This window comes from Pseudonocardia halophobica, assembly GCF_050948485.1.
GTDB classification, from domain to species: Bacteria; Actinomycetota; Actinomycetes; order Mycobacteriales; family Pseudonocardiaceae; genus Pseudonocardia; species Pseudonocardia halophobica.
Window position 1 is genome coordinate 4,905,303 of record NZ_CP192046.1, and the last position, 24,756, is coordinate 4,930,058.

At 72.6% G+C, this 24,756-nt stretch carries 23 protein-coding genes; 10 read left to right on the forward strand and 13 right to left on the reverse strand.

Annotated elements, in window-relative coordinates; translation table 11 throughout:
• Positions 1–487: 487 nt before the first annotated feature.
• The 10 genes from ACQP04_RS23225 to ACQP04_RS23270 form a co-directional block, all read right to left on the reverse strand.
• The gene (locus ACQP04_RS23225) at positions 488–1,336 is read right to left on the reverse strand and encodes an SMP-30/gluconolactonase/LRE family protein (RefSeq protein WP_433502675.1); all 849 of its coding nucleotides are present in this window, start codon (positions 1,334–1,336) and stop codon (positions 488–490) included.
• Entirely contained in the window at positions 1,333–2,943 is a 1,611-nt protein-coding gene (locus ACQP04_RS23230; protein ID WP_433502676.1) for a class I adenylate-forming enzyme family protein, read from the reverse strand. The genes ACQP04_RS23225 and ACQP04_RS23230 overlap by 4 nt, the downstream gene beginning before the upstream one ends.
• The gene (locus tag ACQP04_RS23235) at positions 2,940–3,326 is read right to left on the reverse strand and encodes a Zn-ribbon domain-containing OB-fold protein (RefSeq protein WP_433502677.1); all 387 of its coding nucleotides are present in this window, start codon (positions 3,324–3,326) and stop codon (positions 2,940–2,942) included. Before ACQP04_RS23235 ends, ACQP04_RS23230 begins: the two co-directional genes overlap by 4 nt.
• Positions 3,326–4,468, reverse strand: coding sequence for a thiolase family protein (locus tag ACQP04_RS23240; RefSeq protein ID WP_433502678.1), 1,143 nt, complete (start codon positions 4,466–4,468; stop codon positions 3,326–3,328). Before ACQP04_RS23240 ends, ACQP04_RS23235 begins: the two co-directional genes overlap by 1 nt.
• A gap of 74 nt (positions 4,469–4,542) precedes the next feature.
• The gene (locus tag ACQP04_RS23245; RefSeq protein WP_037039863.1) at positions 4,543–5,172 is read right to left on the reverse strand and encodes a GntR family transcriptional regulator; all 630 of its coding nucleotides are present in this window, start codon (positions 5,170–5,172) and stop codon (positions 4,543–4,545) included.
• A gap of 125 nt (positions 5,173–5,297) precedes the next feature.
• A complete protein-coding gene (locus tag ACQP04_RS23250; RefSeq protein WP_433502679.1) occupies positions 5,298–6,407 on the reverse strand; it encodes a CaiB/BaiF CoA transferase family protein in 1,110 nt (369 codons plus the stop codon).
• 11 nt (positions 6,408–6,418) lie between these two features.
• Complete coding sequence (locus ACQP04_RS23255) at positions 6,419–7,171, reverse strand: SDR family NAD(P)-dependent oxidoreductase (RefSeq protein WP_433502680.1); 753 nt, start codon at positions 7,169–7,171, stop codon at positions 6,419–6,421.
• On the reverse strand, positions 7,168–7,725 hold the full coding sequence (locus ACQP04_RS23260) for a hypothetical protein (RefSeq protein ID WP_433502681.1): 558 nt from the start codon (positions 7,723–7,725) through the stop codon (positions 7,168–7,170). The genes ACQP04_RS23255 and ACQP04_RS23260 overlap by 4 nt, the downstream gene beginning before the upstream one ends.
• On the reverse strand, positions 7,722–8,876 hold the full coding sequence (locus ACQP04_RS23265; protein WP_433502682.1) for a thiolase family protein: 1,155 nt from the start codon (positions 8,874–8,876) through the stop codon (positions 7,722–7,724). Before ACQP04_RS23265 ends, ACQP04_RS23260 begins: the two co-directional genes overlap by 4 nt.
• The gene (locus ACQP04_RS23270) at positions 8,873–9,319 is read right to left on the reverse strand and encodes a Zn-ribbon domain-containing OB-fold protein (protein ID WP_433502683.1); all 447 of its coding nucleotides are present in this window, start codon (positions 9,317–9,319) and stop codon (positions 8,873–8,875) included. The genes ACQP04_RS23265 and ACQP04_RS23270 overlap by 4 nt, the downstream gene beginning before the upstream one ends.
• Before the next feature lie 233 nt (positions 9,320–9,552).
• Between ACQP04_RS23270 and ACQP04_RS23275 the strand changes: the two genes are divergently transcribed.
• The 7 genes from ACQP04_RS23275 to ACQP04_RS23305 all read left to right on the forward strand — a co-directional run bounded on the left by ACQP04_RS23275 (position 9,553) and on the right by ACQP04_RS23305 (position 17,273).
• On the forward strand, positions 9,553–11,046 hold the full coding sequence (locus ACQP04_RS23275; protein WP_433502684.1) for an aldehyde dehydrogenase family protein: 1,494 nt from the start codon (positions 9,553–9,555) through the stop codon (positions 11,044–11,046).
• A gap of 35 nt (positions 11,047–11,081) precedes the next feature.
• Positions 11,082–12,197, forward strand: coding sequence for an NDMA-dependent alcohol dehydrogenase (locus ACQP04_RS23280; protein ID WP_433502685.1), 1,116 nt, complete (start codon positions 11,082–11,084; stop codon positions 12,195–12,197).
• A gap of 10 nt (positions 12,198–12,207) precedes the next feature.
• Complete coding sequence (locus ACQP04_RS23285; RefSeq protein ID WP_433502686.1) at positions 12,208–12,696, forward strand: nuclear transport factor 2 family protein; 489 nt, start codon at positions 12,208–12,210, stop codon at positions 12,694–12,696.
• Positions 12,697–12,888: 192 nt separating this feature from the next.
• Positions 12,889–14,178: an MFS transporter gene (locus ACQP04_RS23290; protein WP_433502687.1), complete on the forward strand. Its 1,290-nt coding sequence runs from the start codon at positions 12,889–12,891 to the stop codon at positions 14,176–14,178.
• Positions 14,179–14,240: 62 nt separating this feature from the next.
• Entirely contained in the window at positions 14,241–15,689 is a 1,449-nt protein-coding gene (locus ACQP04_RS23295; protein WP_433502688.1) for an MFS transporter, read from the forward strand.
• Between the two features lie 4 nt (positions 15,690–15,693).
• Positions 15,694–16,503: an alpha/beta fold hydrolase gene (locus ACQP04_RS23300; protein ID WP_433502689.1), complete on the forward strand. Its 810-nt coding sequence runs from the start codon at positions 15,694–15,696 to the stop codon at positions 16,501–16,503.
• Positions 16,500–17,273, forward strand: coding sequence for an SDR family NAD(P)-dependent oxidoreductase (locus tag ACQP04_RS23305; protein ID WP_433502690.1), 774 nt, complete (start codon positions 16,500–16,502; stop codon positions 17,271–17,273). Before ACQP04_RS23300 ends, ACQP04_RS23305 begins: the two co-directional genes overlap by 4 nt.
• A gap of 125 nt (positions 17,274–17,398) precedes the next feature.
• On the opposite strand, the gene ACQP04_RS23310 is transcribed toward ACQP04_RS23305, so the two are convergent.
• Positions 17,399–19,186 (reverse strand): sigma-54-dependent Fis family transcriptional regulator, encoded by a 1,788-nt coding sequence (locus ACQP04_RS23310; protein WP_433502691.1) that lies wholly within the window; start codon positions 19,184–19,186, stop codon positions 17,399–17,401.
• 237 nt (positions 19,187–19,423) lie between these two features.
• On the opposite strand from ACQP04_RS23310, the gene ACQP04_RS23315 reads away from it, so the two are divergent.
• Entirely contained in the window at positions 19,424–20,368 is a 945-nt protein-coding gene (locus tag ACQP04_RS23315) for an alpha/beta hydrolase (protein ID WP_433502692.1), read from the forward strand.
• 32 nt (positions 20,369–20,400) lie between these two features.
• Positions 20,401–22,023 carry a flavin-containing monooxygenase gene (locus ACQP04_RS23320; RefSeq protein WP_433502693.1) on the forward strand — a complete coding sequence of 541 codons (1,623 nt, stop codon included), beginning with the start codon at positions 20,401–20,403 and terminating at the stop codon, positions 22,021–22,023.
• A gap of 25 nt (positions 22,024–22,048) precedes the next feature.
• On the opposite strand, the gene ACQP04_RS23325 is transcribed toward ACQP04_RS23320, so the two are convergent.
• Entirely contained in the window at positions 22,049–22,957 is a 909-nt protein-coding gene (locus ACQP04_RS23325; RefSeq protein ID WP_433502694.1) for a LysR family transcriptional regulator, read from the reverse strand.
• A gap of 83 nt (positions 22,958–23,040) precedes the next feature.
• Here ACQP04_RS23325 and ACQP04_RS23330 point away from each other — a divergent pair, with 83 nt between their 5' ends.
• Positions 23,041–24,204: an acyl-CoA dehydrogenase family protein gene (locus ACQP04_RS23330; RefSeq protein ID WP_433502695.1), complete on the forward strand. Its 1,164-nt coding sequence runs from the start codon at positions 23,041–23,043 to the stop codon at positions 24,202–24,204.
• Between the two features lie 92 nt (positions 24,205–24,296).
• Here the strand turns inward: ACQP04_RS23330 and ACQP04_RS23335 are convergent, their stop codons facing one another.
• On the reverse strand, positions 24,297–24,728 hold the full coding sequence (locus tag ACQP04_RS23335) for a MarR family winged helix-turn-helix transcriptional regulator (protein WP_433502696.1): 432 nt from the start codon (positions 24,726–24,728) through the stop codon (positions 24,297–24,299).
• Positions 24,729–24,756 lie beyond the last annotated feature (28 nt).

Sequence of the window (24,756 nt, forward strand, 5' to 3'; positions counted from 1 at the left end):
GGATGCTGAGGGGCCGAGCTCGGCGGCCCTCGGGTTGAGCATCCCGACGACGCCGCCCTCGGCGGCGACGTAGTTGCTGATGTCGGGGAAGCCCTTGGTGGCGCCCGCGGAGGCGACCCGGCCGGGAGGCGACCCGGCCGGGCGATGATCCGCAGAACCGCTCGCGCTACGTCTTCGGCGCCGACCGCAGCATCGCGCTCGGTCACGACGCCGTTCCGCACGGGACAGCCGGCCGGGCCGCCGGTCTCGACACCTTCGTCGCGCGCATTCCCTCGATCAGCACACGTAGCTGCCGGACTGGGCGTGGGTCCGGATCGTCCCCGAGTGGACCAGCTCGCGCAGGGCAAGCGGACGACCGCCCGTCCGACCCCGAGCCGGACGGCCAGTTCACGTTCCGCCGGCAGCCGCGATCCGGTGGGGCACGCAGCGACGAGACCGCGCAGCTCGGTGAGCAGCTCGGGGAGGTCGCCGGCCGATGAGCCCGCTGTCACGCTGCTCCCGCCCGCAGGGCGAGGCCGCGGGTACGGCCTGGCAGCTCGACGAGCAGCACCCGACCGCCCTTGGCGCCCGTGACCACGAGGACGTCGAGCCCCGGGCCGGCGAAACAGAGGTTGGTCGGGAAGGTGGGCTCGGGGAATCGGATCTCGCCCACCGGCCGGCCGTCGGGCTCGAAGACGAAGATCGCCTCTGCGTCGGGGGCGGCGGCGTAGAGCCGGCCGTCGGCGTCGAGGGCAAGCCCGTCCGGGCCACCCGCGGCGAGCACCCCGGGAGTCCCGATGGGGACGAGCCGGTCGCCGGTCCACCGATGCTGCGTGATGACGCCGTCGTGGGTGTGCGCGAGGTACAGGATGTCCCCCTCCGGTCCGAATGCGAGCCCGTTGGGGAAGGCGAGGCCGTCAAGGAGGACCGAGGTCGTCCCGGTGACCGGGTCGTGGGCGCAGAGCCGACCGTCGCCGGTGTTGCCGGGCAGGCCGGGGTCGGTGAACCAGATGCGCCCGTCGGGCCCGGTGGCGAGGTCGTTCGGCGCCAGCGCTCCCGGCACGGGAACGTCGACGACCTGGTCGGTGTCGAGGCGCTGCAGTCCTGCGGGGGTGGGCCGGGCGGATCGGCTGGGGCGCAGGGCGGCGCCGTTCTGCGCGACCCAGATCGCGCCGCTGTGGCCTTGGGCGAGTCCGTTGGGTCCGCCGCCGACCTCGATCGAGGCGAGGACACCGCCGTCGAGATCGATCTCGACGACGAGCCCGCGGGACATGGCGACCACGAGCAGCCGGCCGTCGGTCGTCCACAACGGCCCTTCGGTGAAGCCGATTCCGGCGGCGAGGGTGCGCATGCTCATGCCACACCCCCGGCGAGGACGTCACGCAGAGCCCGTTTACTGACCTTGCCCGTGTCGGTGAGGGGCAGCTGGTCCTGGCTGAACACCTCGATCCGGCTCGGGACCTTGTAACCGGCCGCTCGGGCCTTGACGTGGGCGATGAGAGCGGCCGCAAGGTCTGGTGCGGGATCGTGTCCGAGGCGGGCCACCACGACGGCGACCATGGTCTCGTCGCCGTCGGACGAGGGCAGGCCGACGACGTAGGCCTGGTCCACCTCGGGGTGACTGCAGAGGAGCTCCTCGACCTCGAGGGGCGCGATGTTGATGCCCTTGACCTTGAGCATCTCCTTGCTGCGCCCGACGACGTGCAGTCGCCGGCCGTCGTCGAGGAAGCCGAGGTCGCCGGTGCGGAACCAGCCGCCGGGCCGGAACACGCCCTCGTTCAGCTCCGCCCCGCCGAGGTAGGCCTCGATCACGCAGCCGCGCAACTCGATCTCGCCGGTCTCCCCCGTGGCGAGACCGCCGTCGGGGCCGGTGATACGGATCTCCTGAGTGGACAGAGCAGTCCCGGAGGTGTGCAGTCGCACCTCGAGCGGATCGTGGGCGTCGGAGACGGTGGAGTGCCCGTAGCCCTCGGTCAGCCCGTACATGCTGCAGATCTCGGCCACCCCGAGCTCCTCGACCACCAGGCGCTTGTCCTCGGCGGTGAAGCCGGTGGTGCCGGTCCGCAGCGAGGAGATGTCGTGGCGGCCGAAGGACGGAGCAGCGAGCAGGTTGCGCGTGGTGGGCGCCAGTCCGTAGTAGACGGTGCAGCGCTCGCGGGCGATGAACTCCAGCGAGCGGTCACCGTCGACGCGCTCCTCCAGACACAGCGTGACGCCGTGGGTGAGGGCGACGGGCAGGGCGTTGGAGCAGCCGTAGCCGAAGAAGAAGGGGGCCGCGATCCAGAGCCGGTCGCCCGCGACGAGGTGCTGGCGGCGCCCGATCTCGTAGCCGTTGCGTAGGAGCTTGCCGTGCTCCAGCGGCACGGGTTTGGGGCGGGCGGTGCTGCCGCTGGTGAAGAGCAGCAGGGCCAGGTCGCTCGGGGCGGGCGGGTCGAGAGGCCGGGGGTCGGCCCGCCCGGGCAGCTCGACCTCGGCCGGCCAGACCAGCGCGCCGCGGTAGCCGTCGGCCGGCGGGGGGTCGGTGTCGGCGAAGGGCCGCCCGAAGCCGGCCGCGGTGAGCTCGCCGAGGGTGTCGCGGCCGAAGATCGTGGTGTCGGTGACGACCAGGCGCACCTCCGAGGTGCTCAGGACGTGGTCGAGCTCGGCGGCGCGGTACCAGGTGTTGACCGGGACGACCGTGAGTCCGGCGCGGTGCGCGGCGAGTGCGGCGGTGATCCAGCGGACGCCGTTGGGCAGCAGGATCCCGATCCGGTCGCCACGGCGCAGGCCGGTGTCGGCGAGGAACGCGGCGAGGCGGCGGGTGCGGTCGGCGAGCTCGGCGTAGGTGACCCGCCCCTCCGGCCCGACGACGGCCTCGGCACCGGGACGACGCGCGGCGAGATCGTCCAGGACCTCGGGGACGGTGAGGGCGGCCGGCCCGGTGTCGGACGCCGCGTGCAGGGGAATGCCGGTCGAGGCGCTCATGGCGCTTCTCCTTCTGGGTCGGGACGGAACACGACACGCGGCGGCTCGCGGTTCGCGTCGATCTCCGCGGTCACGGCCTGCCCGATGTCCCGGAGGTCCTCGCCGGGCAGGCCGGCGAGGGTGGTGACGAGTCGGGGGCCCTCCGCGAGCTCGACCACGGCGACCGGGTAGGGCGCGGGGTGCTCGGCCAGGTAGGTCTTGTGGAAGACCACGGCGCTCCAGACGGTGCCGCGGCCGGACGCGGTGAACCATTCGACGGCGTCGCGGGCGCCGCAGCGCGGGCAGACCCGCGGCGGCGGGAAGGCGGCCGTCCCGCAGGCCCCGCAGCGGGCCACCCGCAGCAGGCCGGCGCGCAGCCCGTCGACGTGAGGTCGGACGTCCATCAGGCTTCCCGTCCGAACAGCACCGAGGACACGATCGGGGCGGCGCAGGCGTACTGGACCGTGCGAGCTCCGGGCACCTGACGCGCCCCGCACTCGCCGCGGAGCTGGCGCACCGCCTCCACGACGAGGCCCCAACCCTGCAGGTAGCCCTCGGAGAGCTGACCGCCGGAGGTGTTGCAGGGCAGCTCACCACCCAGGGCGATCCGCCCCTCGGAAACCCAGTCCCCCGACTCGCCGGGCTCGCACCAGCCGAGACCTTCGAGAGTGAACAGCACGTTCGGGCTGAAGTTGTCGTAGACCATGAGCGCGTCGACGTCCCCGCGGCTCCGCACGCCCGACCGCAGCACCGCCTCCCCGACCTCGGTCAGGGCATCGGCCCAGAAGTCCTCCGGCGGCACGTCGGACCCGGTCAGCCGGGCGCGTTGGGCGGCGCCGAGCACGTGTACCGGGGCGCGGCGCAGGTCGCGGGCCCGCTCGAGCGTGGTGAGCACGAGCGCGACGCCACCGTCGTTGATCTGGCAGTAGTCGAACAGGTGCAGAGGCGCGACGACGTAGCGGGAGGCGAGGTAGTCCTCCAGCGTCAGCGGGTCGCGGCGCAGAGCCTGCGGATTGAGGGCGGCGTGCGCGCGGAAGGTGGTGGCGACGGCGCCGAGCTGCTCCTCGGTGGTGCCGTACAGGTGGCGATGACGCTGCAGCATCAGCGCCGAGAACGCCCCCGGCGAGGTCATCCCGTACGGCGCGGTCAGCGCGGGGGTGGTGCCGTATCCCTCGCCCGCGGCGGTCGAGCCGGAGTTGCCGGCGCCGTAGGTGGCGCCACGGGTGCGTCCGTCGTTGCCGTAGACCAGTACCACGGTGTGGCACAGGCCTTCGCGCAGTGCGGCGGCGGCCAGCTGGAGGGCCGGGCCGGTCATGCGTCCTTCCGGCGGCAGCGCGACGGTCCAGCGCGGGTCGAGTCCGTGCTCGGCCGCGAGGCCTTCGTAGCTGTCCACGCGGTGGGTCAGCAGCCCGTCGACATCGACACCGGAAAGACCGGCGTCGTCCAGGGCGACACGCAACGCCTCACCGGCCAGGTCGTCGGCGGTGCGTCCGAGGGCGCCGAAGTCGGTGGTGCCGACGCCGACCACAGCGACGGGAGTGGTCACGTCCCGAACCTCCCTTGTTCGGATCTTTGATACAGGCAACGCGTCGGGAGCGGCACGGCCCGGCGGGGTGGTCGTCAGTCGGCGAGAATGCCGTCGCGCTTGAGCGCCGCGACGACCTGGTCGCCCTCCTGCTGGACGTGCTCGCGGTTGGCCAGGTCGGCCTCGGCCTCGTTGCCGGCGCGCAGCGCGGCGATGATGCGCGCGTGCCCACGGTTGGCCTGCGGGCTCGCGGCGGCCGGCAGGCTGTAGACCTCGCGCGGCAGGTTGTGCGACAGGTGTCGCAGCACCGACAGGGTCCGGCGACTCGCGCCCGTTCTGTTGATCAGGGAGTGGAACTCCCAGTTCAGGTCGTGCAGCAGGTCCGGATCCTCACTGGCGCACATCTGCGCATGCAGCTCTTCGAGCCTGGTCAGCACCGGCTCGGTCATCCGCCGGACCGCCCCGGCCGCGGCGAGCCCCTGGGCCATGCCGTAGAGGCGGTAGTGGTCGGTGATGTCCTCGGCGCGGATGGGTACGACGAAGGTGCCGCGATGCGGCTCGGAGGCGACCAGACCGTCGGCCTCGAGGGTGATCAGCGCTTCGCGCACCGGTAGGCGACTCACGCCGAGCTCCTCGGCGATGGCGTCCTGCGGGACGCGCTGCTCGGCCTTCAGACGCCCGTCGAAGATCATCGAGCGGATGTGCTCGGCCACCTCGACGCTCATCGCCCGGCGCTGCAGACGGGGGCGAGCGGCAGCGCGTGCTCGTCCAGCCACGCCGGCTCCCCCCGATCGCCCGTTCAGTTCTGGATAAACTATCACCCGGCCCGGCGGGGTGGACTGCGCCGCGGTCACCGCGCACCTGCCGTGAGCGACACGCCCCAGCGACCGAGGGCCTTCTCCACCGCTCCGGCCTCCCTGGCCTGTAGTGGGGTGCGGTCGAGACGCGGTGCGGCGGCCGGCTGCGGCCCGTCCGGCCGCTGCACGAGGGTCCGCCGAGCATGGAGATGGGCGTCGACGGGGGCCTCGGCCAGGGACAGGACCGGGGTGACGCACGCATCGAGGTCGGCGAAGACCTCGGTCCACTCCGCGCGGGTGCGGGTGGCGAACGCGTCGGCGACGACCTCTTTCAACTGCGGCCACGCCTCGCGGTCCCACTGGGCGGGCAGGGTGTCGGGGTCGAGCCCCAGGCCCTGCAGCAACCGGGCCCAGAACTGCGGCTCGATGCTGCCGACAGCCATGTACTCGCCGTCGGCGGTGGCGTAGACGTCGTAGAACGGCGCACCCGTGTCGATGTCGTTGGTTCCCGGCTCGTCCGACCAGCGGCCCTGCGCGGCGCGGCTCCAGATCCCGGTCATCAGCAGACTCACGCCGTCGACCATGGCCGCGTCGACGACCTGCCCGCGCCCGCTGCGGTGCCGCTCGAGCAGGGCGGTGACGATGCCGAAGGCCAGCATCATCCCGCCGCCGCCGTAGTCGCCGACCAGGTTCAGCGGCGGGACCGGGGCCTCGCCGCGGCGGGCGATCGAGCGCAGCGCCCCGGTCAGCGCCAGGTAGTTGATGTCGTGACCGGCCTCGCGGGCACGCGGCCCGTCCTGCCCCCAGCCGGTCATCCGCCCGTAGACCAGGCCGGGGTTGTCCGCCCGGCAGTCGTCGGGGCCGAGCCCGAGGCGTTCCATGACGCCGGGCCGGAATCCCTCGACGAGCACGTCGGCGCGACGGACCAGCGCCCGGGCGGTGTCGAGGTCGGCGGGGTCCTTGAGGTCGAGTCCGATCCAGGGGCGGCCGCGGGTGAGCGCGCCGCCGTCGACGGGGCCGGTGGGGCGGTCGATCCGGAGGACGTCCGCTCCGGCGTCGGCGAGCAGCATCGCGGCGAACGGGCCGGGCCCGAGCCCGGCGAACTCGACGACCTTGGTCCCGGTCAGGGGCCCCTCGGTCGGCTGCGGTGCGGCGTCGGGCACGGTGGGTCTCCTCATGCGGCGTAGGGGTCGCCGATGCTGCGCCCGCCGCACACGACGAGGACCTGCCCGGTGACGTAGGGGGCCTCGGCGAGGTAGGCGACGGCGCCGGCGACGTCGTCGGGACGGCCGCCCCGGCCGACCGGGATGGCCGCCAGGGTGCGGCCGCGGATGTCCGGGGGCAGCCCGTCGGTCATCGGGGTCTCCACGAAGCCGGGGGCCACCGCGTTGACGGTGATCCCGTCGGGGCCGAGCTCGAGGGCGAGCGACCGCGTCGCGCCGACGAGCCCGCCCTTCGCCGTGGAGTAGGCCGTGGACCCGAACGTGCCGAGCCACGCGCGCGAGGCCAGGTTCACGACCGCTCCCCCGCCCCGCGCGGCCATGCCGGGCGCGGCGAGGCGGGTCAGGGCCAGCGGGCCGAGCAGGTTGATCTCCAGCAGTCGCCGGAACAGGGCGGGCTCGAGCCGCCCGATCCGCGCGTCGCGCAGCACGCCGGCGCAGTTGACCAGCAGGTCCACCCCGCCGAGGTCGGCGCCGAACCTGATCGCCGCGGTCCGGGACGCGGCGTCGCTCACGTCCAGGACCAGCGGGTGCGCTCGGCCCGGGTGCTCGACGTCGATCGCGGCGGCCGCGGCGGCCGTCGCCTCCCCGTCGAGGTCGGCGACCAGGACCGTGGCGCCACGGGCCGCGAGCGTGCCGCAGATGCTGCGTCCGATGCCGCCTGCACCCCCGGTGACCAGGGCGATCCTGCCGGTGAGGGCGGTCATGGGCGCAGCCTTCCCAAGTCGGAGCCGGCGGTCAGGTAGATCTCCTGCCCGGTGATCCGCTCGCCGCCCGGCCCGAGCAGGGCCGCCAGCTGGGCGGTCAGCGACGCAGTGGGGTCGGTGCCGCCGCTCGACCTCTCGGCCGCGACGGCCAGGACGTTGACGGTGACCGCGTCCCGGACGAGCTCGATGGACAGCGTGCGGGCCATGGACAGCACGCCGTTGGTCACCGCGGAGCACGCGGTGCCGCCGCCGACCGCCATGAGTGGCTCGGCGGGCAGCACGAACACGAGGCGGCCGCCGGACCCGAGGTGGGCGCCGGACCCGAGGTGGGCGAGCTCGCCCTGGACCGCGGCGAGCACCGCCTCGAGCGCACCGACGACCTCCTCGGCGAGCCGGTCGTCGGTCAGCTCGGCCAGCGGGGTAGGCCGGGGCACCGGCGCGACGACGCACGCCGACGGGGCCACGGCGTCCACGGTCTCCAGCGCCCGTTCGACCAGCGGGCCGAGCCCACCGCCTCCCACGACGTGCACCGGCCGGAGGGTGGAGGTCGTCATCGCGCCATCACCACCGTGGTGACCGAGCCGCCGTCGGTGCCGTTGACGGTGCCGCCCTTGCAGTAGGCCAGGGCGGTGCGCGCACCGTCGACCTGCCTGCCACCCGCGGTGCCCCGCAGCTGCCAGGTCAGCTCGCACACCTGCGCGGCCCCGGTGGCGCCGACGGGGTGGCCGCGCGAGAGCAGGCCCCCGGAAGGATTGACCGGCAGCCGTCCGCCGAGGGCGGTGTGCCCGTCGGCCGCCCACGCCGCGCCCCGTCCGTGCGGAACCAGGCCGAGGCCCTCCATGCGGACGATCTCGGCGATGGTGAAGCAGTCGTGCATCTCGACGAGGTCGATCTCGTCCGGGCCGACCCCGGACAGCTTCCACGCCTCCTCGCCGGCCCGCCGTGAGACGTCCTCGGCGTTGAGATCACCGAGCCCGGTCTGCACGGCCCCGCTGACCAGCCCCACCCCCAGCACGCGGGGGACCGCGCCGGAGAGCCCCAGCCGGCGCAGGCCCGCGGGGCTGCACAGCACGACCGCCGCGGCGCCGTCCGAGATCGGGCTGCAGTCCAGCAGCCCGAGCGGCTCGGCGATCTGCCGCGCCCCGAGGACCTGCTCCAGGGAGATCGGCTTCTGGTACTGCGCGAAGGGGTTGTGCACCGAGTGCGCGTGGTTCTTCACGGCCACCGCGGCGATCTGCTCCCGGGTGGCCCCGTGGTCGGCCATGTAGCGGCGGGCACTCATCGCGTGTCCCGCGGCCATGACGTAGCCGACGGCGGCGTCGAGGTCACCGGGGTCCGGGCGGACCCCGCCGGAGATCCGGTCGGTCATCTTCTCCACGCCGATCACCAGGACGACGTCGTGCAACCCGGCGGCCAGGGCGATCCAGGCCTCGCGGACCGCGGTGGCGCCGCTGGCGCAGTAGTTCTCGTGGTTGGACACCGGCTTGCCGTCCAGTCCGACCTGCGCCGCGACCCGTTGCCCGGCCACCGGGCCGCCGAACACGTGGCCGACGTAGAGCCCGTCGACCTGTCCGAGGTCGGCTCCGGCGTCGGCCAGCGCGGTGCGGGCCGCCCCGACCGCCATGCGCTCGAGCGTGACGTCGGCCGGGTACTTGCCGAACCGGACCATCCCGGCGCCGGCGACATGGGCGGGTGCGAGGCTCATGCGTCCTCCTCCCCATGGATCACGCGGAAGCGGAAGCCCAGCAGCTCGGCGCCGTCCTCGCCGGTGGCGAACGGGGTGAGCTCGAGCTCCACCGGCAGGCCGAGCTCGACCGCCTCCGGCTCCGCACCCACCACGGTGGACATCAACCGCACCTGGTCGGCGGGCAGGTCCACCCAGGCCAGGACATAGGGCACCGCGACCCCGGGCGGGGCCTGCCGGACGACGGTGAACGAGTGGATCCGCCCGCGGCGGTCGAGCTCGGTCTGCTCCAGCCCGTCCACCGCGCGGCAGGCCGGACAGAACTCGCGGGGCGGGAAGGTCGCCGTGGCACACGCGCCACAGCGGGATCCGAGCAGACGTGGCGGCTCGAGCGACACCAGGCCCTCGCGGAAGGGCCGGGTCTGCGCAGGAGCCGAGGCATCCGAGGTGTTCGTGGGGGGCATCGACGCCTCCAGGGGACCGTTGGCGAGAGCAGTGAGCTCCCGTCTCTGCACTCGACGTTAGATCCTTGATACAACTTGCGCAAGGTGCCATGGTGGTCCATGCACCCCCCGCTACCCCGGAGCCCTGGCCCGCAGCCAGAGTGAATCTGCAGCTCAGCGGAGTATCGACAAGCCAGTGGTTGTACTCGCTGACACGGTGTGCAATTGTATCAAGTATCGAGAAGGAGTCGCTGATGACCCTCAGCGCTGACACGCGCGCCCTTTCCCCCGCCGTGGCCACGAGGCTGGATCTACCGCCCCACGTGTACATCGACGGGCAGGCCCTGCCCGCCCTGAGCGGACAGACCCTCCCCGTGCTCGACCCCGCGGACGGCCACCGCATCGGCACCGCCGCCTGCGGCGACGCGGCGGACGTCGACCGTGCGGTCCAGGCCGCGCGCCGGGCGTTCGACCCGGCGTCGGAGTGGCGGACCCTGACGCCGATCGAGCGCGGCAAGGTCCTGCACCGCATCGGCGACGCCATCCTCGAGCACGCCGACGAGTTCGCCGAGCTCGAGGTGCTCGACGCGGGCAAGGTCCGCGCCGCCGCCCGCGGTATCGACGTCGAGTTCGCCGCCCGCAGCTTCCACTACTTCGCCGGCTGGCCCACCAAGATCGTCGGCTCGACGGTGCCGACCTCCCACCCGGGTGTCCACATCGCCACCGAGAAGGACCCCGTCGGCGTGGTCGGCGCGATCACCGCCTGGAACTTCCCGCTGCTGCTGTGCGGCTGGAAGCTCGCGCCCGCCCTGGCCGCCGGCTGCACCATCGTGCTGAAGCCCTCGGAGGAGACCCCGCACTCCGCGCTCTGGCTGGCCGAGCTGGCCGTCGAGGCCGGTCTGCCCGCGGGAGTCCTCAACGTCGTGCCCGGCCGCGGACAGGAGGCGGGCCAGGCTCTGGTCGACCACCCCGGCGTCGACAAGATCACTTTCACCGGCTCGACCGCCGTGGGCAAGGAGATCGCCCGCCGAGCGGCGGACCGGGTCAAGCGGGTGACGCTGGAGCTCGGCGGGAAGAGCGCGAACATCATCTTCGCCGACGCGGACCTCGACGCGGCCGTGGAGGGCTCAGCCGGTGGCATCTTCTGGCACTCCGGCCAGACCTGCAGCGCCCCCTCGCGGCTGTACGTCCACCGCTCCGTGCACGACCAGGTCGTGGAGCGGCTTCATGTGATCGCCGACGGTCTGCGGCCGGGCCACGGCCTGGACGACGGCACCGAGCTCGGCCCGCTGGTCAACGCCTCGCAGAAGGCGAAGGTCGGGCAGCACGTGACCCTCGCGGTCGAGCAGGGCGCCACCGTCCACGTCGGGCCGTACGTGTCCGCGGACGGGTTCTTCCACCCGGCCACGATCATCTCCGACGCCCGCGACGACATGGCCTGCGCCACGGAGGAGATCTTCGGCCCGGTGCTGACCGTGCTGCCCTTCGACGACACCGACGAGGTGCTGCGCCGCGCCGACGACAGCGAGTACGGCCTCGCCGCGGGCATCTGGACGCGCGACGTGAGCCTCGCGCACCGCGCCACCAGGGCGCTGCGTGCCGGGACGGTCTACGTCAACGGCTGGGGACTCACCGACCCGGCGGCCCCGTTCGGCGGCTACCGACAGTCCGGCTACGGCCGCGACCTGGGACCCGACAGCCTCGAGGGCTACCTCGAGACCAAGTCCGTCTGGACCTTCCACGGCTGACCACCACCGATCACCCCCACCTGAGGAGACCCGTCGTGAAGACACGCGCCGCCGTCCTGACCGGCTACCACACCCCCTTCGACGTCCGCGAGATCGAGCTCGACGAGCCGCGGGCGGGCGAGGTCCTGCTCACGATGACCGCGGCCGGCCTCTGCCACTCCGACCTGCACATGGTCGACGGCGACAACGTCGTCCGCTTCCCGATCGTCGGCGGCCACGAGGCGGCAGGCGTCGTCGAGCAGGTCGGCCCGGGCGTGACCAAGGTGCAGCCCGGCGATCACGTGGTGTGCAGCTTCATCCCCTCCTGCGGGATCTGCCGCTACTGCTCCACCGGTCGCCAGAACCTGTGCAACCAGGGTGCCACCATCCTCGAGGGCTCCATGCCCGACGGCACCTTCCGTATGCACGACGCCGAGCTCGGCGACATCGGCGCGTTCTGCATGCTCGGCGCCTTCTCCGAGTACGCCACCGTCTCCGAGCTCTCCTGTGTGAAGGTCGACGACTGGCTCCCGCTGGACAAGGCCGTCCTCGTCGGGTGCGGGGTCCCCACCGGCTGGGGCAGCGCGGTCAACGCCGGCGGGGTGAAGCCCGGCGACACCGTCGTGATCTACGGCCTCGGCGGGGTCGGCATGAACGCCGTCCAGGGCGCCGCACACGCCGGCGCGAAGTACGTGATCTGCGTCGACCCGGTCGCGTTCAAGCGCGAAGCCGCTCAGGAGTTCGGCGCCACCCACGTCTTCGCCACCGCAGGCGAGGCCGCCGAGGCCGTCAAGCAGCTCACCTGGGGCGAGGGCGCGGACCAGGCCATCTGCGTCGTCGGGGTGATGACCGAGGAGGTCATCACCGACGCCTTCAACGTCATCGGCAAGGGCAGCACCGTCGTCGTCACCGGCGTCGCGAACCCCGCCAACCTCACTGTGCACGTCTCGGGCTCGGACATGGTCTTCAACCAGAAGACGATCAAGGGCACGCTCTTCGGCTCGTCGAACCCGCAGTACGACATCGTCCGGATGCTGCGCCTCTACGACGCCGGGCAGCTCAAGCTCGACGAGCTGATCACCCGCCGCTACACCCTCGACGAGATCAACGACGGCTACCAGGACCTCCGCGACGGAAAGATCATCCGCGGCATCATCGACTACTCGAAGTGAGGACGAGCCCGTGACCGACATCGACCTCCGCCTCGACCGGCTCGAGAGCACCCTCGCGGTCCACCGCCTGATCGCCGAGTACGCCCACGCCTTCGACAGCCAGGACGTGGACCTGTTGCGCTCGATCTGGCACGACGGCGCCGAGCTGCGCCTCGGCGAGCCCTTCGGCGACTTCGCCGGCGTCGACGGGATCGTGGAGGCCGCGCACCTGCTCTGGTCCCAGAGCCCGCGCATGCACCACTGGATGAGCAACGTCGTCGTCGACCTGGGTGCCGACGGCGACACCGGCACCGCGGTCTCGGCGCTCGACTGCCTCGTCACCAACGTCGAGCTCGGACCGACCCAGGTGGGCGGCGTCTACCGCGACCGGTTCGAACGCCGCGACGGCCGGTGGGGTCTGACCGAGCGTGTCTTCGACCTGCACTACTTCACCCCGATCCCGAACTGGACCCCGGCCCACGGCAGCGAGACGGCACCCCTCGTGGTCCCCGGCCGGTAGCCGGACCTCGCACGGGAAGCAGGCCATGAGCACTCCTCCCACCGGTCACCTCGATGACCTGACCGGCAGGTCGCGAGCGTCGCCGCCGGCTGGACCCGACCGGGCCGCCGGCCATCCCGCCGGCGGCCCACCTCCACTCCTTCCACCGGGCCGTGCCCGCCACACCATCGGAGCCTCGCCATGAGTTCCGCCATGCCTCGCAGGGTCGTGACCGCGACGCTGATCGGGAACTTCACCGAATGGTTCGACTTCGCCGTCTACGGCGCGGTCGCCGTCACCCTCGGCCGGGTCTTCTTCCCCGCCACGGACTCGGTCGTCTCGCTGCTCGCCTCGCTGGCGGTGTTCGGCGTCGCCTACGTGTTCCGCCCGCTCGGCGGCGCACTGCTCGGCTCGGTCGGCGACCGGTACGGCCGCAGGGTCGCGCTGTCCGCCGCCGTCCTCGGCATCAGCGTGGCCACGACCCTCATCGCCGTCCTCCCGTCCTATGCCACGATCGGGTTCTGGGCGCCCCTGCTGCTCGTCCTGCTCCGCTGCGTGCAGGGCCTGTCCGCGGGCGGCGAGTGGACGGGCGCCTCGGCCTTCCTCGCGGAGTACGCCCCGCCCGACCGGCGCGGCGCACGTGCCGCGCTGATCTCCGCCTCCGGCGGTCTGGCCATCGTGGCCGGAACGGTGCTCGTGCTGCTCCTGGAGTCGACGCTCGATCCCGCGCAGATGCAATCCTGGGGCTGGCGGCTGCCCTTCCTGCTGGCCGCACCGCTCGGGCTCACCGGGCTCTACCTGCGGCTGCGGCTCGAGGAGACCCCGGTCTACCAGCAGTTGCAGGCCCAGGACGGCGTCTCCAGCAGCCCGTTGCGCGACACCCTGCGCACCGAGCGGCGGAACCTTCTCGTCGCCTTCGCCTGCGCGGCGATCACCGGCGTCGGCTTCTACTACCTCGCGACCTACTTCGCCAACGCGATGTCGGTCGACGGCTCCCGGCGCACCGCACTGCTCGTCAGCTCGGCGGCACTGCTGGTCTACGTCGTGCTGTGCCCGCTCGCGGGGCGGCTGTCGGACCGCATCGGCCGCAGGCCGGTCTACGTCGGCGCCGCGCTCGCGCACGCCGTGCTCGCAGTGCCGGTGCTGCTGCTCATCGGATCGGGTTCACCCTGGGCGGCGTTCCTCGGCATGTGCCTGTTCGCCGTTCCGCAGGCCGGGCTGAACGTGATGTCGTCGATCGTGCTGGTCGAGCTGTTCCCGGCCCGCACCCGTTCCAGCGGTGCCGCGGTCGCGTTCAGCCTCGGCGCCGGCCCCATCGCCGGCACCGCCCCCCTGGTCGCCGCGGCGCTCGCCGCAGGTACCGGCAGCCCGCTCGCACCCGCCCTCTACCTGGCTTCGATCGCTCTCGTGATCGGTCTCGTCCTGGCGAAGGTGCTGCCGGAGACGGCGGGCCGATCGCTCACCGACGACACCCACCCCGCCCGGGTCGCCGGCACCACCTGAGACACCCGAGGCCGCCCACGCTTATCCGTCCCGCACGTCCACCTCGACCAACGGAGGTCGACATGGTCGACGCCACTCCCCCGCCCACCTCCCGGCCCGATCCGCAGATCCTCGCCCGGCTCGAACGCCTCCCGATGGCCCGCCCGCAGTACGGAATCCTGCTCGCCGGCGGACTCGGGCACCTCTTCCAGGCGCTCGACATCGTGATCATCGGCTTCATGCTCCCCTACCTCAAGGCGGAGTTCGGCCTGTCCAACGGCGAGATCGGCCTGATCGGCGGGGCCGCGCCGGTCGGCATGATCGTCGGCGCGGTCGCAGCCGGTCTCTTCGGAGACCGACTGGGTCGTAAGAGCGTGATGCTCTACGCCCTGCTGCTGTTCTGCGCCGCGTCCGTCTCCATCGCCTTCGCCGACGGGCTGACCTTCATCATCATCGCCCGGATCGTCGCCGGGCTCGGCGCCGGCGCCGAGGCCGCCATCGTCTCGCCCTACATCTCCGAGTTCGCCACCGGACGCAACCGCGGCCGCTTCGTCAGCGGCGTCACCTTCTTCTTCTCCCTGGGCAACGTCGTCGCGGCGCTGCTCGGCTCGTTCGTGGTGCCCCTGGACAACGGTTGGCGGATCGCCTCGGTCCTCTGCGGCCTGCCGGTCCTGGTGCTGCTGTGGTGGCGGCGCTCGCTGCCGGAGTCGCCCCGCTGGCTGCTCAGCCGAGGCCGGGCCGCCGAGGCCGACGCCGTCGTCACCCGGCTGGAGGCCCGGGTCGTCGCCGCGACCGGCCGACCGCTCGCGCCGGTGCCCGCCACGGCGGTCGTCCCGCCGACCCCGCACGTGTCCAGCTCGCCGTTGGGGGTGTGGCGCAACGGTCTGGCCCGGGTCACCACCGCCACCTGGATCTCGTCGTTCGTGTTCCTGTTCGCCTTCTTCGGCTTCTTCACCTGGATGCCGTCGCTGTTCCTCGAGATCGGCGTCGCACCCGGGCTCGCCTCGCTCTACAGCTTCCTGCTCTTCGTCGCTCAGCCGATCGGATACCTGATCGCCCTCGTCGTCAGCGACCGGTTCGAGCGGCGCACACTCCTGGTGACGTTCTTCTCGTTCGCCACCGTCTCCTCCGTCGCGCTCGCCGTGATCCCCCGCGACAGCGTGGTGCTGCTGTTCATCGGCATGGCGCTGTCGATCTGCATCACCTGCATCTCGGGGATCTTCTTCCCCTACTCCTCCGAGGTGTACCCGACGGCCGTTCGCGCCACCGGGGCCGGGCTCGTCTCCACCGCAGGCAACGTCGGCGCATTGGCCGCGCCCGTCGCGATCGGCTTCGCGTTCGGCACGGTCGGCTTCGGCGGGGTGTTCGTCGCGATGGGGGTCCTGCTGGCCGTCGGCGCCCTGGTGATCCGGGCCCTCGGCCCGCGCGTCACCGGCAAGACGCTGGAGCAGGTCTTCGCCGACGAGGCCGCGACGGCCTCCCCCGACGTCGCCGGGACGCCGGCGCCCGCCGCCGTGACCGAGAAGGGATGACGACATGAGCACGCCCGATCCGCTACCCGACTCCGATGTCGCCGACGAGGGATCCGGACCCGCGGTGCTGTTCAGCCACGGCACACTGCTCGACCGCACGATGTTCGCGCCCCAGACCAGGGCGCTCAGGGACCGGTACCGCACCATCGCCTACACCAGCCGAGCCGGCACAAGCAGATTCGGGACCGAGCGCTCGCTCGACGACCTCGTCGACGACTGCCTGGCCGTGGCCGACGCGGCCGGGGCCGAACGGTTCGTGCTGCTCGGCATGTCCGTCGGCGGGTTCATGGCGGTCGAGCTCGCGCTCCGCCACCCCGAGCGGCTGGCCGGCCTCGTCCTCATGGCCACCCAGGCGGCCGCCTACACCGCTGAGGAGCGGCGGACCTTCGGCGCCCTTCTCGCACCCCTCGACACGGACGGGACGATCCCGGAGTCCGTCGTCGAGGCGTTCCGCCCGGTGATCTTCGGCAAGCAGGCGCTCGCCGAGAAGCCCGACCTGGCGCAGCGGTGGACCGCCAAGTGGCGCCGCCGCCCCGCTCGAGCCCTGTACGGCGAGTACCGCTCGTGGATCGACAAACCGGACCGGCTGCCCGACCTGGCCGACATCACCATCCCGACACTGGTCCTCCACGGCGAGGGCGACAACGGGATCGCCGTCGACCACGCCCACGCGATCCACGAGCGACTCCCGAACTCGACCTTCGCCCCCATCGCCGACGCCGGCCACCTCGTCACCGAGGAACAACCGGAGGCGGTCACCGACGCACTCGCGAGCTGGCTCGACGACCTGACACCCAGGGAAGGACGATCATGACCACCGAGACCACCGCCCTCGGATCCGCCCGAGCGACCGACCTCACCGGCGAGATCGCCGTCGTCACCGGAGGGAGCCGCGGCATCGGCGCCGCCGTCGTCGCCGCGCTCGCCGGCGCCGGCGCTTCCGTCGTGATCGCCGGCGGCTCCGAGAAGCACGGTCGCGCGCTGGCCGACGAGCTCGGCGGGCCACACCGCTACCTGCCTCACGACGTGAGCTCCGAGCAGTCGTGGGCCGAGCTCCTGGACCGGACCCGGAAGGAGCTCGGCGAGATCACCCTGCTCGTCAACAACGCCGGCATCCTCGACCCCGGCCACGACATCAGCGAGACCAGCGTCGAGAACTTCGACAGGCACTACCGCGTCAACCAGCTCGGAGTGTTCCTCGGAATGCGGGCGGTCGCCGGCGGAATGAAGCGGGCGGGCACCGGCTCCATCGTCAACGTGTCGTCGATCGGCGGGCACCGCGGCTACGCCAACCAGATCGGCTATTCCACCACCAAGTGGGCAGTGCGGGGCATGACCAAGTGCGCTGCCGTCGAGCTGGGCCCGCACGGTGTCCGGGTCAACTCGGTGGCCCCGGGCTTCATCAGCACGACGATGATCGACGTCCTGCCCGGCGAGCAGATCGACTCCGTCACCGCAGCCACCCCGCTCGGCCGGCGCGGCACTGCCGAGGAGATCGCCCGGGCAGTGCTGTTCCTCGCCTCCGGGGACTGCCCTTTCATGACCGGCGCCGAACTCGTCGTCGACGGCGGGCTCGCGCTGTAGCGGTCTCGTGCTCCACGAGGTTGTCGGGAGCCGTTGCTCGGCCGGATCCAGTGGTCAGGCTGCCCCGCGCCGACGATCCGGTGACCTGTCGAGCCGGCGGCCCGGCCGGACCCGGTGCCGGGCCGTCAGCCCAGTCCGAACTCGCGCATCTTGCGGTAGAGGGTGTTCCGGCCGATGCCCAACGCCTGCGCGGCCCGGCTGCGGTTGCCGTCCGCCGCCCGCAACGCCTCGGCGACCGCGTCCCGCTCGGCGGACTCCATCAGCCCGTGCGCACGGCGGACCGTGCGGAGCTCCTCGGGCAGGTCGTCGACCTCCACGGTGCCCGCGCGCGCCCGCCGGGCCAGCTGGACCACCGTGGTGCGGAGCTCGGCGAGGTTCCCCGGCCAGTGCCAGCCCGCCAGGCGCTCCCACACCGCCGGGGCGAGCCGGGTGCCCGACTCCGGCTCGGGCAGCTCGGCCAGCATCTCGCGCACCAGCGCCGGCAGGTGCTCCCGACTCTGCGCGAGCGAGGGAAGGCGCACGGTGGTCGCGACGCGGCGCACCGTCCCGAGCACGGCGTCGTCGGCACCGTCGAGCTCGGCGGTGAGCGCGATCGGGGCGCCGGTCTCGATCAGCGCCTGGAGCTGGGCCGTGGTGGGCGTGGGTGCGGTGTGCACCCTGCGGACCACCACGCCGCGACCCTCCGAGGCCGCCGAGCGGGCGGCGTCGAACCAGGCGGGCTGCAGAGCCGGTTCGACGACCACTGGCTCCCCGGTACCACGCCCCCGCAGCGCCCGCAGCGCCGTGGACAGCTTGCCGGTCCCACCCGCGCCCGTCACCGCGATGGTCTCGCCGTGCAGCGCCGCGATCTCGATCTGGCGCTCGACGGCCGGGTCGAAGTGCACCGGTTCACGCGCCGGCCCCTCGGCGCTGCGCACGGCGTCGGCCCGCGAGCGGGCGCCGCCGGAGAGCGCGGCCGACGGCGACCGCATGGCGGTGGGGAGCGGGCGCACGCTGAACGCCCGCCGCGCCCCGTCGCCGATCGGCTCGACCAGGGCGTCGCGCAGGCCGTCGGCGAGGGGCACGGGCATCCGCTCCGGGCGGGGCGGCGCGTGCTCGTTCAGGTACGGCCACAGCAGGGCGTGCAGCTCCGGCCCGGTGTGGGCGAGGCCCAGCCGGTTGGCCAGCACGGTGTCCTCGTCGACGACGAGGGCCGGGCCCGAGGTCCGGTCGAGGGACAGGTAGGCGCGGACGAGCCCACGATGGCGGTCGCCCGCCTCGTCCACCATGCGGGCCTCGATCTGGCGGCCGATGTCCCCGGCCATCACCGTCATGAGCGGGTGCACGTCCCGCAGGGTGCAGGCCAGGGAGAAGCTGCCGACCAGGACACCCGTGTACGGCTCGATGATCGGGGTGCCCGCGCAGGTCAGCTGCTCGAGCAGGGCGTTGTAGTGCTCGGGCCCGCGGACCAGCACGGGCGTGCGCTCCACGAGCACGGTGCCGATGCCGTTGGTGCCGATCGAGTGCTCGGAGAAGTCGAAGCCCTCCGCGGCGCTCGCCCTGTCCATGACGTCCCGTTGCCGGCGGTGGGGGGCGTAGCGCAGGACGATGCGGCCCGCGGCGTCGGAGAGCACCATCGCGACCGGGACGTCGGCGAAGCTGTCCTGCAGCCGTTCGAGCACCGGACCGGCGGCGCGGCGCAGGGTCGGGTGGACGTCGTCCGGGGCGCGGTAGGCGAGGTCGGTGGCCGCGGCGGGGACGTTCTCCCCGATGCAGCGCCGCCAGCTCTTCTCGATGTACTGGGGCACCCCGACGGCCCCGGGTGCGGCACTGAGCAGCCCGCCGTCGAGCAGGGACTCGCGGGTCGCGCGGATGCGTTCACGCTCGGCGGACGTCAGGGTGGTCGGCGGGTTACGCACCTGGTCTCGACGCATCGTTGCCTCGTGATCCCTCGACGACGGCGCCCGGCACATCGGCGCCACCACTGCCGTTCACTGTGCCTGACGGCGGCCGGGACGACCACCAACGCCGGACGCTAGGCCTGCCGCGCCGCCCCCGGGGTGTTCCGTTCTGGAACACCGCCACCCGTTCCAGAACGGAACACGCCGAGCCGCCCGCCGCCGAGGAAGGTGAGGGCCACGTCACAACCGGTTCGAGGAGGAACACACACGATGACGACGACGCCCTCGGCGCCCGCGGCGGACCCGACCACCGACTCCGTGCAGAGCGACCCACGGTCCGATGTGCTGCGCGCGCTCTACGCCGACTGGGCCGAGATCCTCGCGACCACCCCGGGTCTGACGACGCGGTTGTTCCGCAGCATCTTCGACGAGTGGCACCAGCCCACCCGCGAGCCCGAGGACGTCACCTACCGCGAGGACACCGTCGGCGGCGTCCCCGGGATCTGGGCGCTGCCGCTCGGCGCGGACACGACCAAGGTGCTGCTCTACACCCACGGCGGCGGTTTCGCCGTCGGGTCGGCGGCCAGCCACCGCAAGCTCGCCGCGCACGTCGCGAAGGCCCTCGGCGTCACCGCCTTCGTCCTCGACTACCGCCGCGCCCCCGAACACCCCCACCCGGCGCAGGTCGAGGACGGGGTCGCGGCGTTCACCGCGTTGCGCGAGCGCGGCATCACCGACATCACGACGATCGGCGACTCGGCGGGCGGCAACCTCGCCGTGGCGATCCCGCTCGCCCTGCGCGAGCAGGGCCTGCCGCTGCCCACCCGGGTGATCGCGTTCTCCCCCTGGCTGGACATGGAGAACTCCGGCGAGACCCTGGTGACCAACGACGCCACCGACGCGCTGATCACCGTCCCGCTGCTGGAGGGCATGATCGCCGGGGTCCTCGCCGAGGGCCGGATCGACCCGCGCACCCCCCTGGCGAACCCGCTCCACGCCGACCTCACCGGCTTCCCGCCGCTCTACGTGAACGCGGGCGCGGCCGAGTCCCTGCTCGACAACGCCACCCGGCTCGCCGAGCAGGCCCGCGCGGTGGGCGTCGACGTGACCCTCTCGGTCGTCGACGACATGCAGCACGTCTTCCCCTTCATGGCCGGCAACGCACCCGAGGCCGACTCGGAGATCGCCGCCGTCGCCGCCTGGTTCCGCGCCTGACCCGCCCGCCTCTCGAGACCACCGGAGTTCCGATGAGCACCAGCACGCCCACCCCGGACGTCGCCCCGGACGTCGACGCCATCGTGATCGGCGCCGGGTTCGGCGGCATCTACATGCTGCACAAGCTGCGCAACGAGCTGGGCCTGACCGTCAAGGCGTTCGAGAAGGGCGGCGGGGTCGGCGGCACCTGGTACTTCAACCGCTACCCCGGCGCCAAGTCCGACACCGAGGGCTTCGTCTACCGCTACTCCTTCGACCGGGACCTGCTGCAGGAGTGGGACTGGTCGACCCGCTACCTCGACCAGCCGGACGTGCTCGCCTACCTCGAGCACGTCGTCGAGCGGTTCGACCTCGGTCGCGACATCACGCTGAACACCGAGGTCACCGGCGCGACGTTCGACGAGGACACCGCACTCTGGACGGTGCGCACCGCCGACGGCGCGCAGCTGACCAGCCGCTACCTCGTCAACGCCCTCGGTCTGCTGGCGCGCAGCAACATGCCCGACATCCCCGGCCGGGACTCCTTCGCCGGACGGCTGGTGCACACCAACGCCTGGCCCGAGGACCTCGACATCACCGGCAAGCGGGTCGGGGTGATCGGCACCGGCTCCACCGGCACCCAGTTCATCGTCGCCGCCGCTCGGATGGCCGAGCACCTCACCGTCTTCCAGCGCTCCCCGCAGTACTGCGTCCCCTCCGGGAACGGCCCCGTCGACCAGGCCGAGGTCGCGCGCACGAAGGAGAACTTCGACGAGATCTGGCACCAGGTCCGCAACTCCGTGGTGGCCTTCGGGTTCGAGGAGAGCACCGTCGAGGCCATGAGCGTGTCGGAGGAGGAGCGGCGCCGGGTGTTCCAGGAGAACTGGGACAAGGGCAACGGCTTCCGGTTCATGTTCGGGACGTTCTGCGACATCGCCACGAACCCCGAGGCCAACGCCGCCGCCGCGGCGTTCATCCGGTCGAAGATCGGCGAGATCGTCGAGGACCCGGAGACCGCCCGCAAGCTCACCCCGACCGACCTCTACGCCAAGCGGCCGCTGTGCAACGAGGGCTACTACGAGACCTTCAACCGGGACGACGTCGAGCTGGTCTCGATCAAGGAGAACCCGATTCGGGAGATCACCCCGGCCGGCGTGCGCACCGCCGACGGGGTCGAGCACGAGCTGGACGTGCTGGTGTTCGCCACCGGCTTCGACGCCGTCGACGGCAACTACCGGGCCATGGACCTCCGCGGACGCGGCGGTCGCCACATCGACGAGCACTGGGAGGCGGGCCCGACCAGCTACCTGGGTGTGTCGAAGGCGGGCTTCCCGAACATGTTCATGATCCTCGGCCCGAACGGCCCGTTCACCAACCTGCCGCCGAGCATCGAGGCCCAGGTCGAGTGGATCGCCGCGCTCGTCGCCGACGCCGAGCGCGACGGCGTACGCACGATCGAGCCGACGCAGGAGGCCGAGGCCGGCTGGACCGCCACCTGCGAGGAGATCGCGAACATGACCCTGTTCCCGCAGGCCGACTCGTGGATCTTCGGTGCCAACATCCCCGGCAAGCGCAACGCCGTCATGTTCTACATGGCCGGCATCGGCGCCTACCGCGGGCAGCTCGCCGAGGTCGCGGACGCCGGCTACAAGGGTTTCGAGCGCCAGGAGGCCTGAGCACCCGGGGACCGGCGGGGCCCGTTCACGGGTCCCGCCGGTCCGCCGTCGGCAAGACCTCCGCCGCCGTCGCCAGCACGCGGTGCAGGGCGGGAGCCTCGTCGTCCTCGCGCCGGATCAGGTACACCGTGACCGGCGGCAGCGGGTCTGCGACCTCGGCGATGTGCACGCCGTCGAGCGGCAGGGTCGCCACGGCGCTGGCCGAGGTGAAGTGCAGGCCCGCCCCGGCCGCGACCAGCGCGATCGAGGTCCAGGTGTCCGGCGAGATCTGCGCGAGACGCGGTGTGAAGCCCAACGCCTGGCAGTGGGTGACCAGGATGGCGCGGACCGCCGACCCGAACGACTCCGGGAAGGCGACGAACGGCTCGTCGCGCAGATCCGTCAGCCGCACCGGTCCGCCCCGGGCCAGGCGGTGCCCCTCGGGCAGCGCGAGGACGAAGCGGTCGGTGGCGATCGGCCGCGCCGACACCCCGGCCGGCGGCTCGGCGAAGCGCGCGAGCACGAGGTCGCTGTCCTGGTTCAGCAGGTCCGCCACCGCGGAAGCGCCGTAACGGCCGGGCTGGAACTCCAGATCGATCAGCGGATGGCGTTCCCGCACGGCCCGGGAGAGGGTCCCGACCGCCGGGTGTGCGGAGGGCCCGGCGAAGCCGATCCGGACCCGACCGCCGCGCCCCTCCTGCGCCGCCGCGACCGCCGCCCGCACCTCCTGCTCCGCCGCGAGCATCCGCTGCGCCCGCTCCAGCAGCGCCGATCCGGCCGCGGTCAGCTCGACGCGCCGGGTCGTGCGCGCGAACAGCACCGCGCCGAGGTCCTCCTCCAGGGCCTTGATCGTGCGACTCAGGTAGGGCTGCGCCAGGCGCAGCCGCTCGGCCGCGCGACCGAAGTGCAGCTCCTCGGCGACGGCCACGAAGGCGCGGAGGTGATGCGAGTCCACCCGGCCCCTTTCATGTGGATGAGGCAACAATAGTGCGCGAATCGGTCTTGGACTTGCAACAGATCGCGCGGCACCGTGGAGGCATGACAGAGGTGTCCGCCGAGGACTTCGAGTCCATCCGCCGCCAGGTGCGCGACTTCGTCCGCAACGACGTCGTCCCCCGCGAGATCGAGATCATGAAGACCGACAGCATCCCGGACGACCTGCGGCGGGCCGCCGCCGACATGGGGCTGTTCGGGTACGCGATCCCCGCGGAGTGGGGCGGGCTGGGTCTCGACCTCGCCCAGGACGTCGAACTGGCCATGGAGTTCGGCTACACCACCCTGTCCCTGCGTTCGATGTTCGGCACCAACAACGGCATCGCCGGTCAGGTGCTGGTCGGGTTCGGCACCGACGCCCAGCGCAAGACCTGGCTCGAGCGCATCGCCTCCGGCGAGGTCGTCGCGTCCTTCGCCCTCACCGAGCCCGGCGCCGGTTCCAACCCCGCGGGCCTGCGCACCCGGGCCCGCCGCGACGGCGACGACTGGGTGATCGAGGGGCAGAAGCAGTTCATCACCAACGCCCCCCTCGCCGGCCTGTTCGTCGTGTTCGCCCGCACCGCCGACCCCCGGCCAGGCAACCCCGGGATCGCGGTGTTCCTCGTCCCGGCGGACACCCCAGGCGTCACCGTCGGCCCGAAGGACCACAAGATGGGCCAGGAGGGTGCCTGGACCTCCGACGTCACCTTCACCGACGTCCGGGTCCCCGCCGACGCCCTGGTCGGCGGGGACGAGGCCACCGGCTACCAGGCCGCCATGACCTCCCTGGCCCGAGGCCGCGTGCACATCGCCGCACTCGCCGTCGGCACCGCGCAGCGGGCCCTGGACGAGTCCGTCGCCCACGCCACCCAGAACACCCAGGGCGGCACCCGAATCGGGGAGTTCCAGCTGGTCCAGGCCATGCTCGCCGACATCCAGACCGGTGTGCTCGCCGGCCGGGCCATGGTCCGCGACGCGGCCCGGGCCTACGTCTCCGGCGAGGACCGCCGGATCGCCCCCTCTGCCACCAAGCTGTTCTGCACCGAGATGGCAGGCAGGGCCGCTGACCTGGCCGTGCAGGTGCACGGCGGCTCCGGCTACATGCGCGAGATCCCCGTCGAACGCATCTACCGCGACGTTCGGCTGCTCCGTCTCTACGAGGGCACCAGCGAGATCCAGCGCCTCATCGTCGGCGGCGGGCTCGTCCGCGCAGCGCTGAAGAACTCCTGAACCGTTCCCCGGGGGGTCACCGTCGTCGCCCTCGAACACGCGGTAGCCGCCGGTGATACCCGCGCCGGACGCGATCCCGCGCGGTGAGCAGGTCAATCGCCGGCCTCCCAGCTGGGCAGGGCGAGCACGGTGCTCATCCGCTCCAGTTCGCTGCGGTGTAGAGCGCTCAGTTCGGCGAGGATCTGCTCGCCGTCCGAGGTCAGGCCGACCCGGACCACTCGGTGATCGTCGGGATCCGGGATCCGCCGCACGAGCTTCTGGCCCTGGGCCCGGTTCACCAGTTCGACGGTGCTGTGGTGGCGCAGTTGCAGCCGTTCGGCCAGCTCGCCCACGGTGGCCCACTCGCGTCCGGGGAAGCCCTTGAGCGCGAGCAGCAACTGGTACTGCTGCGGGGTGATCCCGTGGCGGCGCACGGTCTCCTCGCTGAACCGGAGGTAGCGACGGATGCCGAAGCGGAACCGGGCCAAGGCCTCGAAGTCCTGCTTGGTCAGCGGTGTCGGCGCCGGTCCGTCCTCCTCCTGCACGGTCACAGTGTGATGTGACCACCTCCCG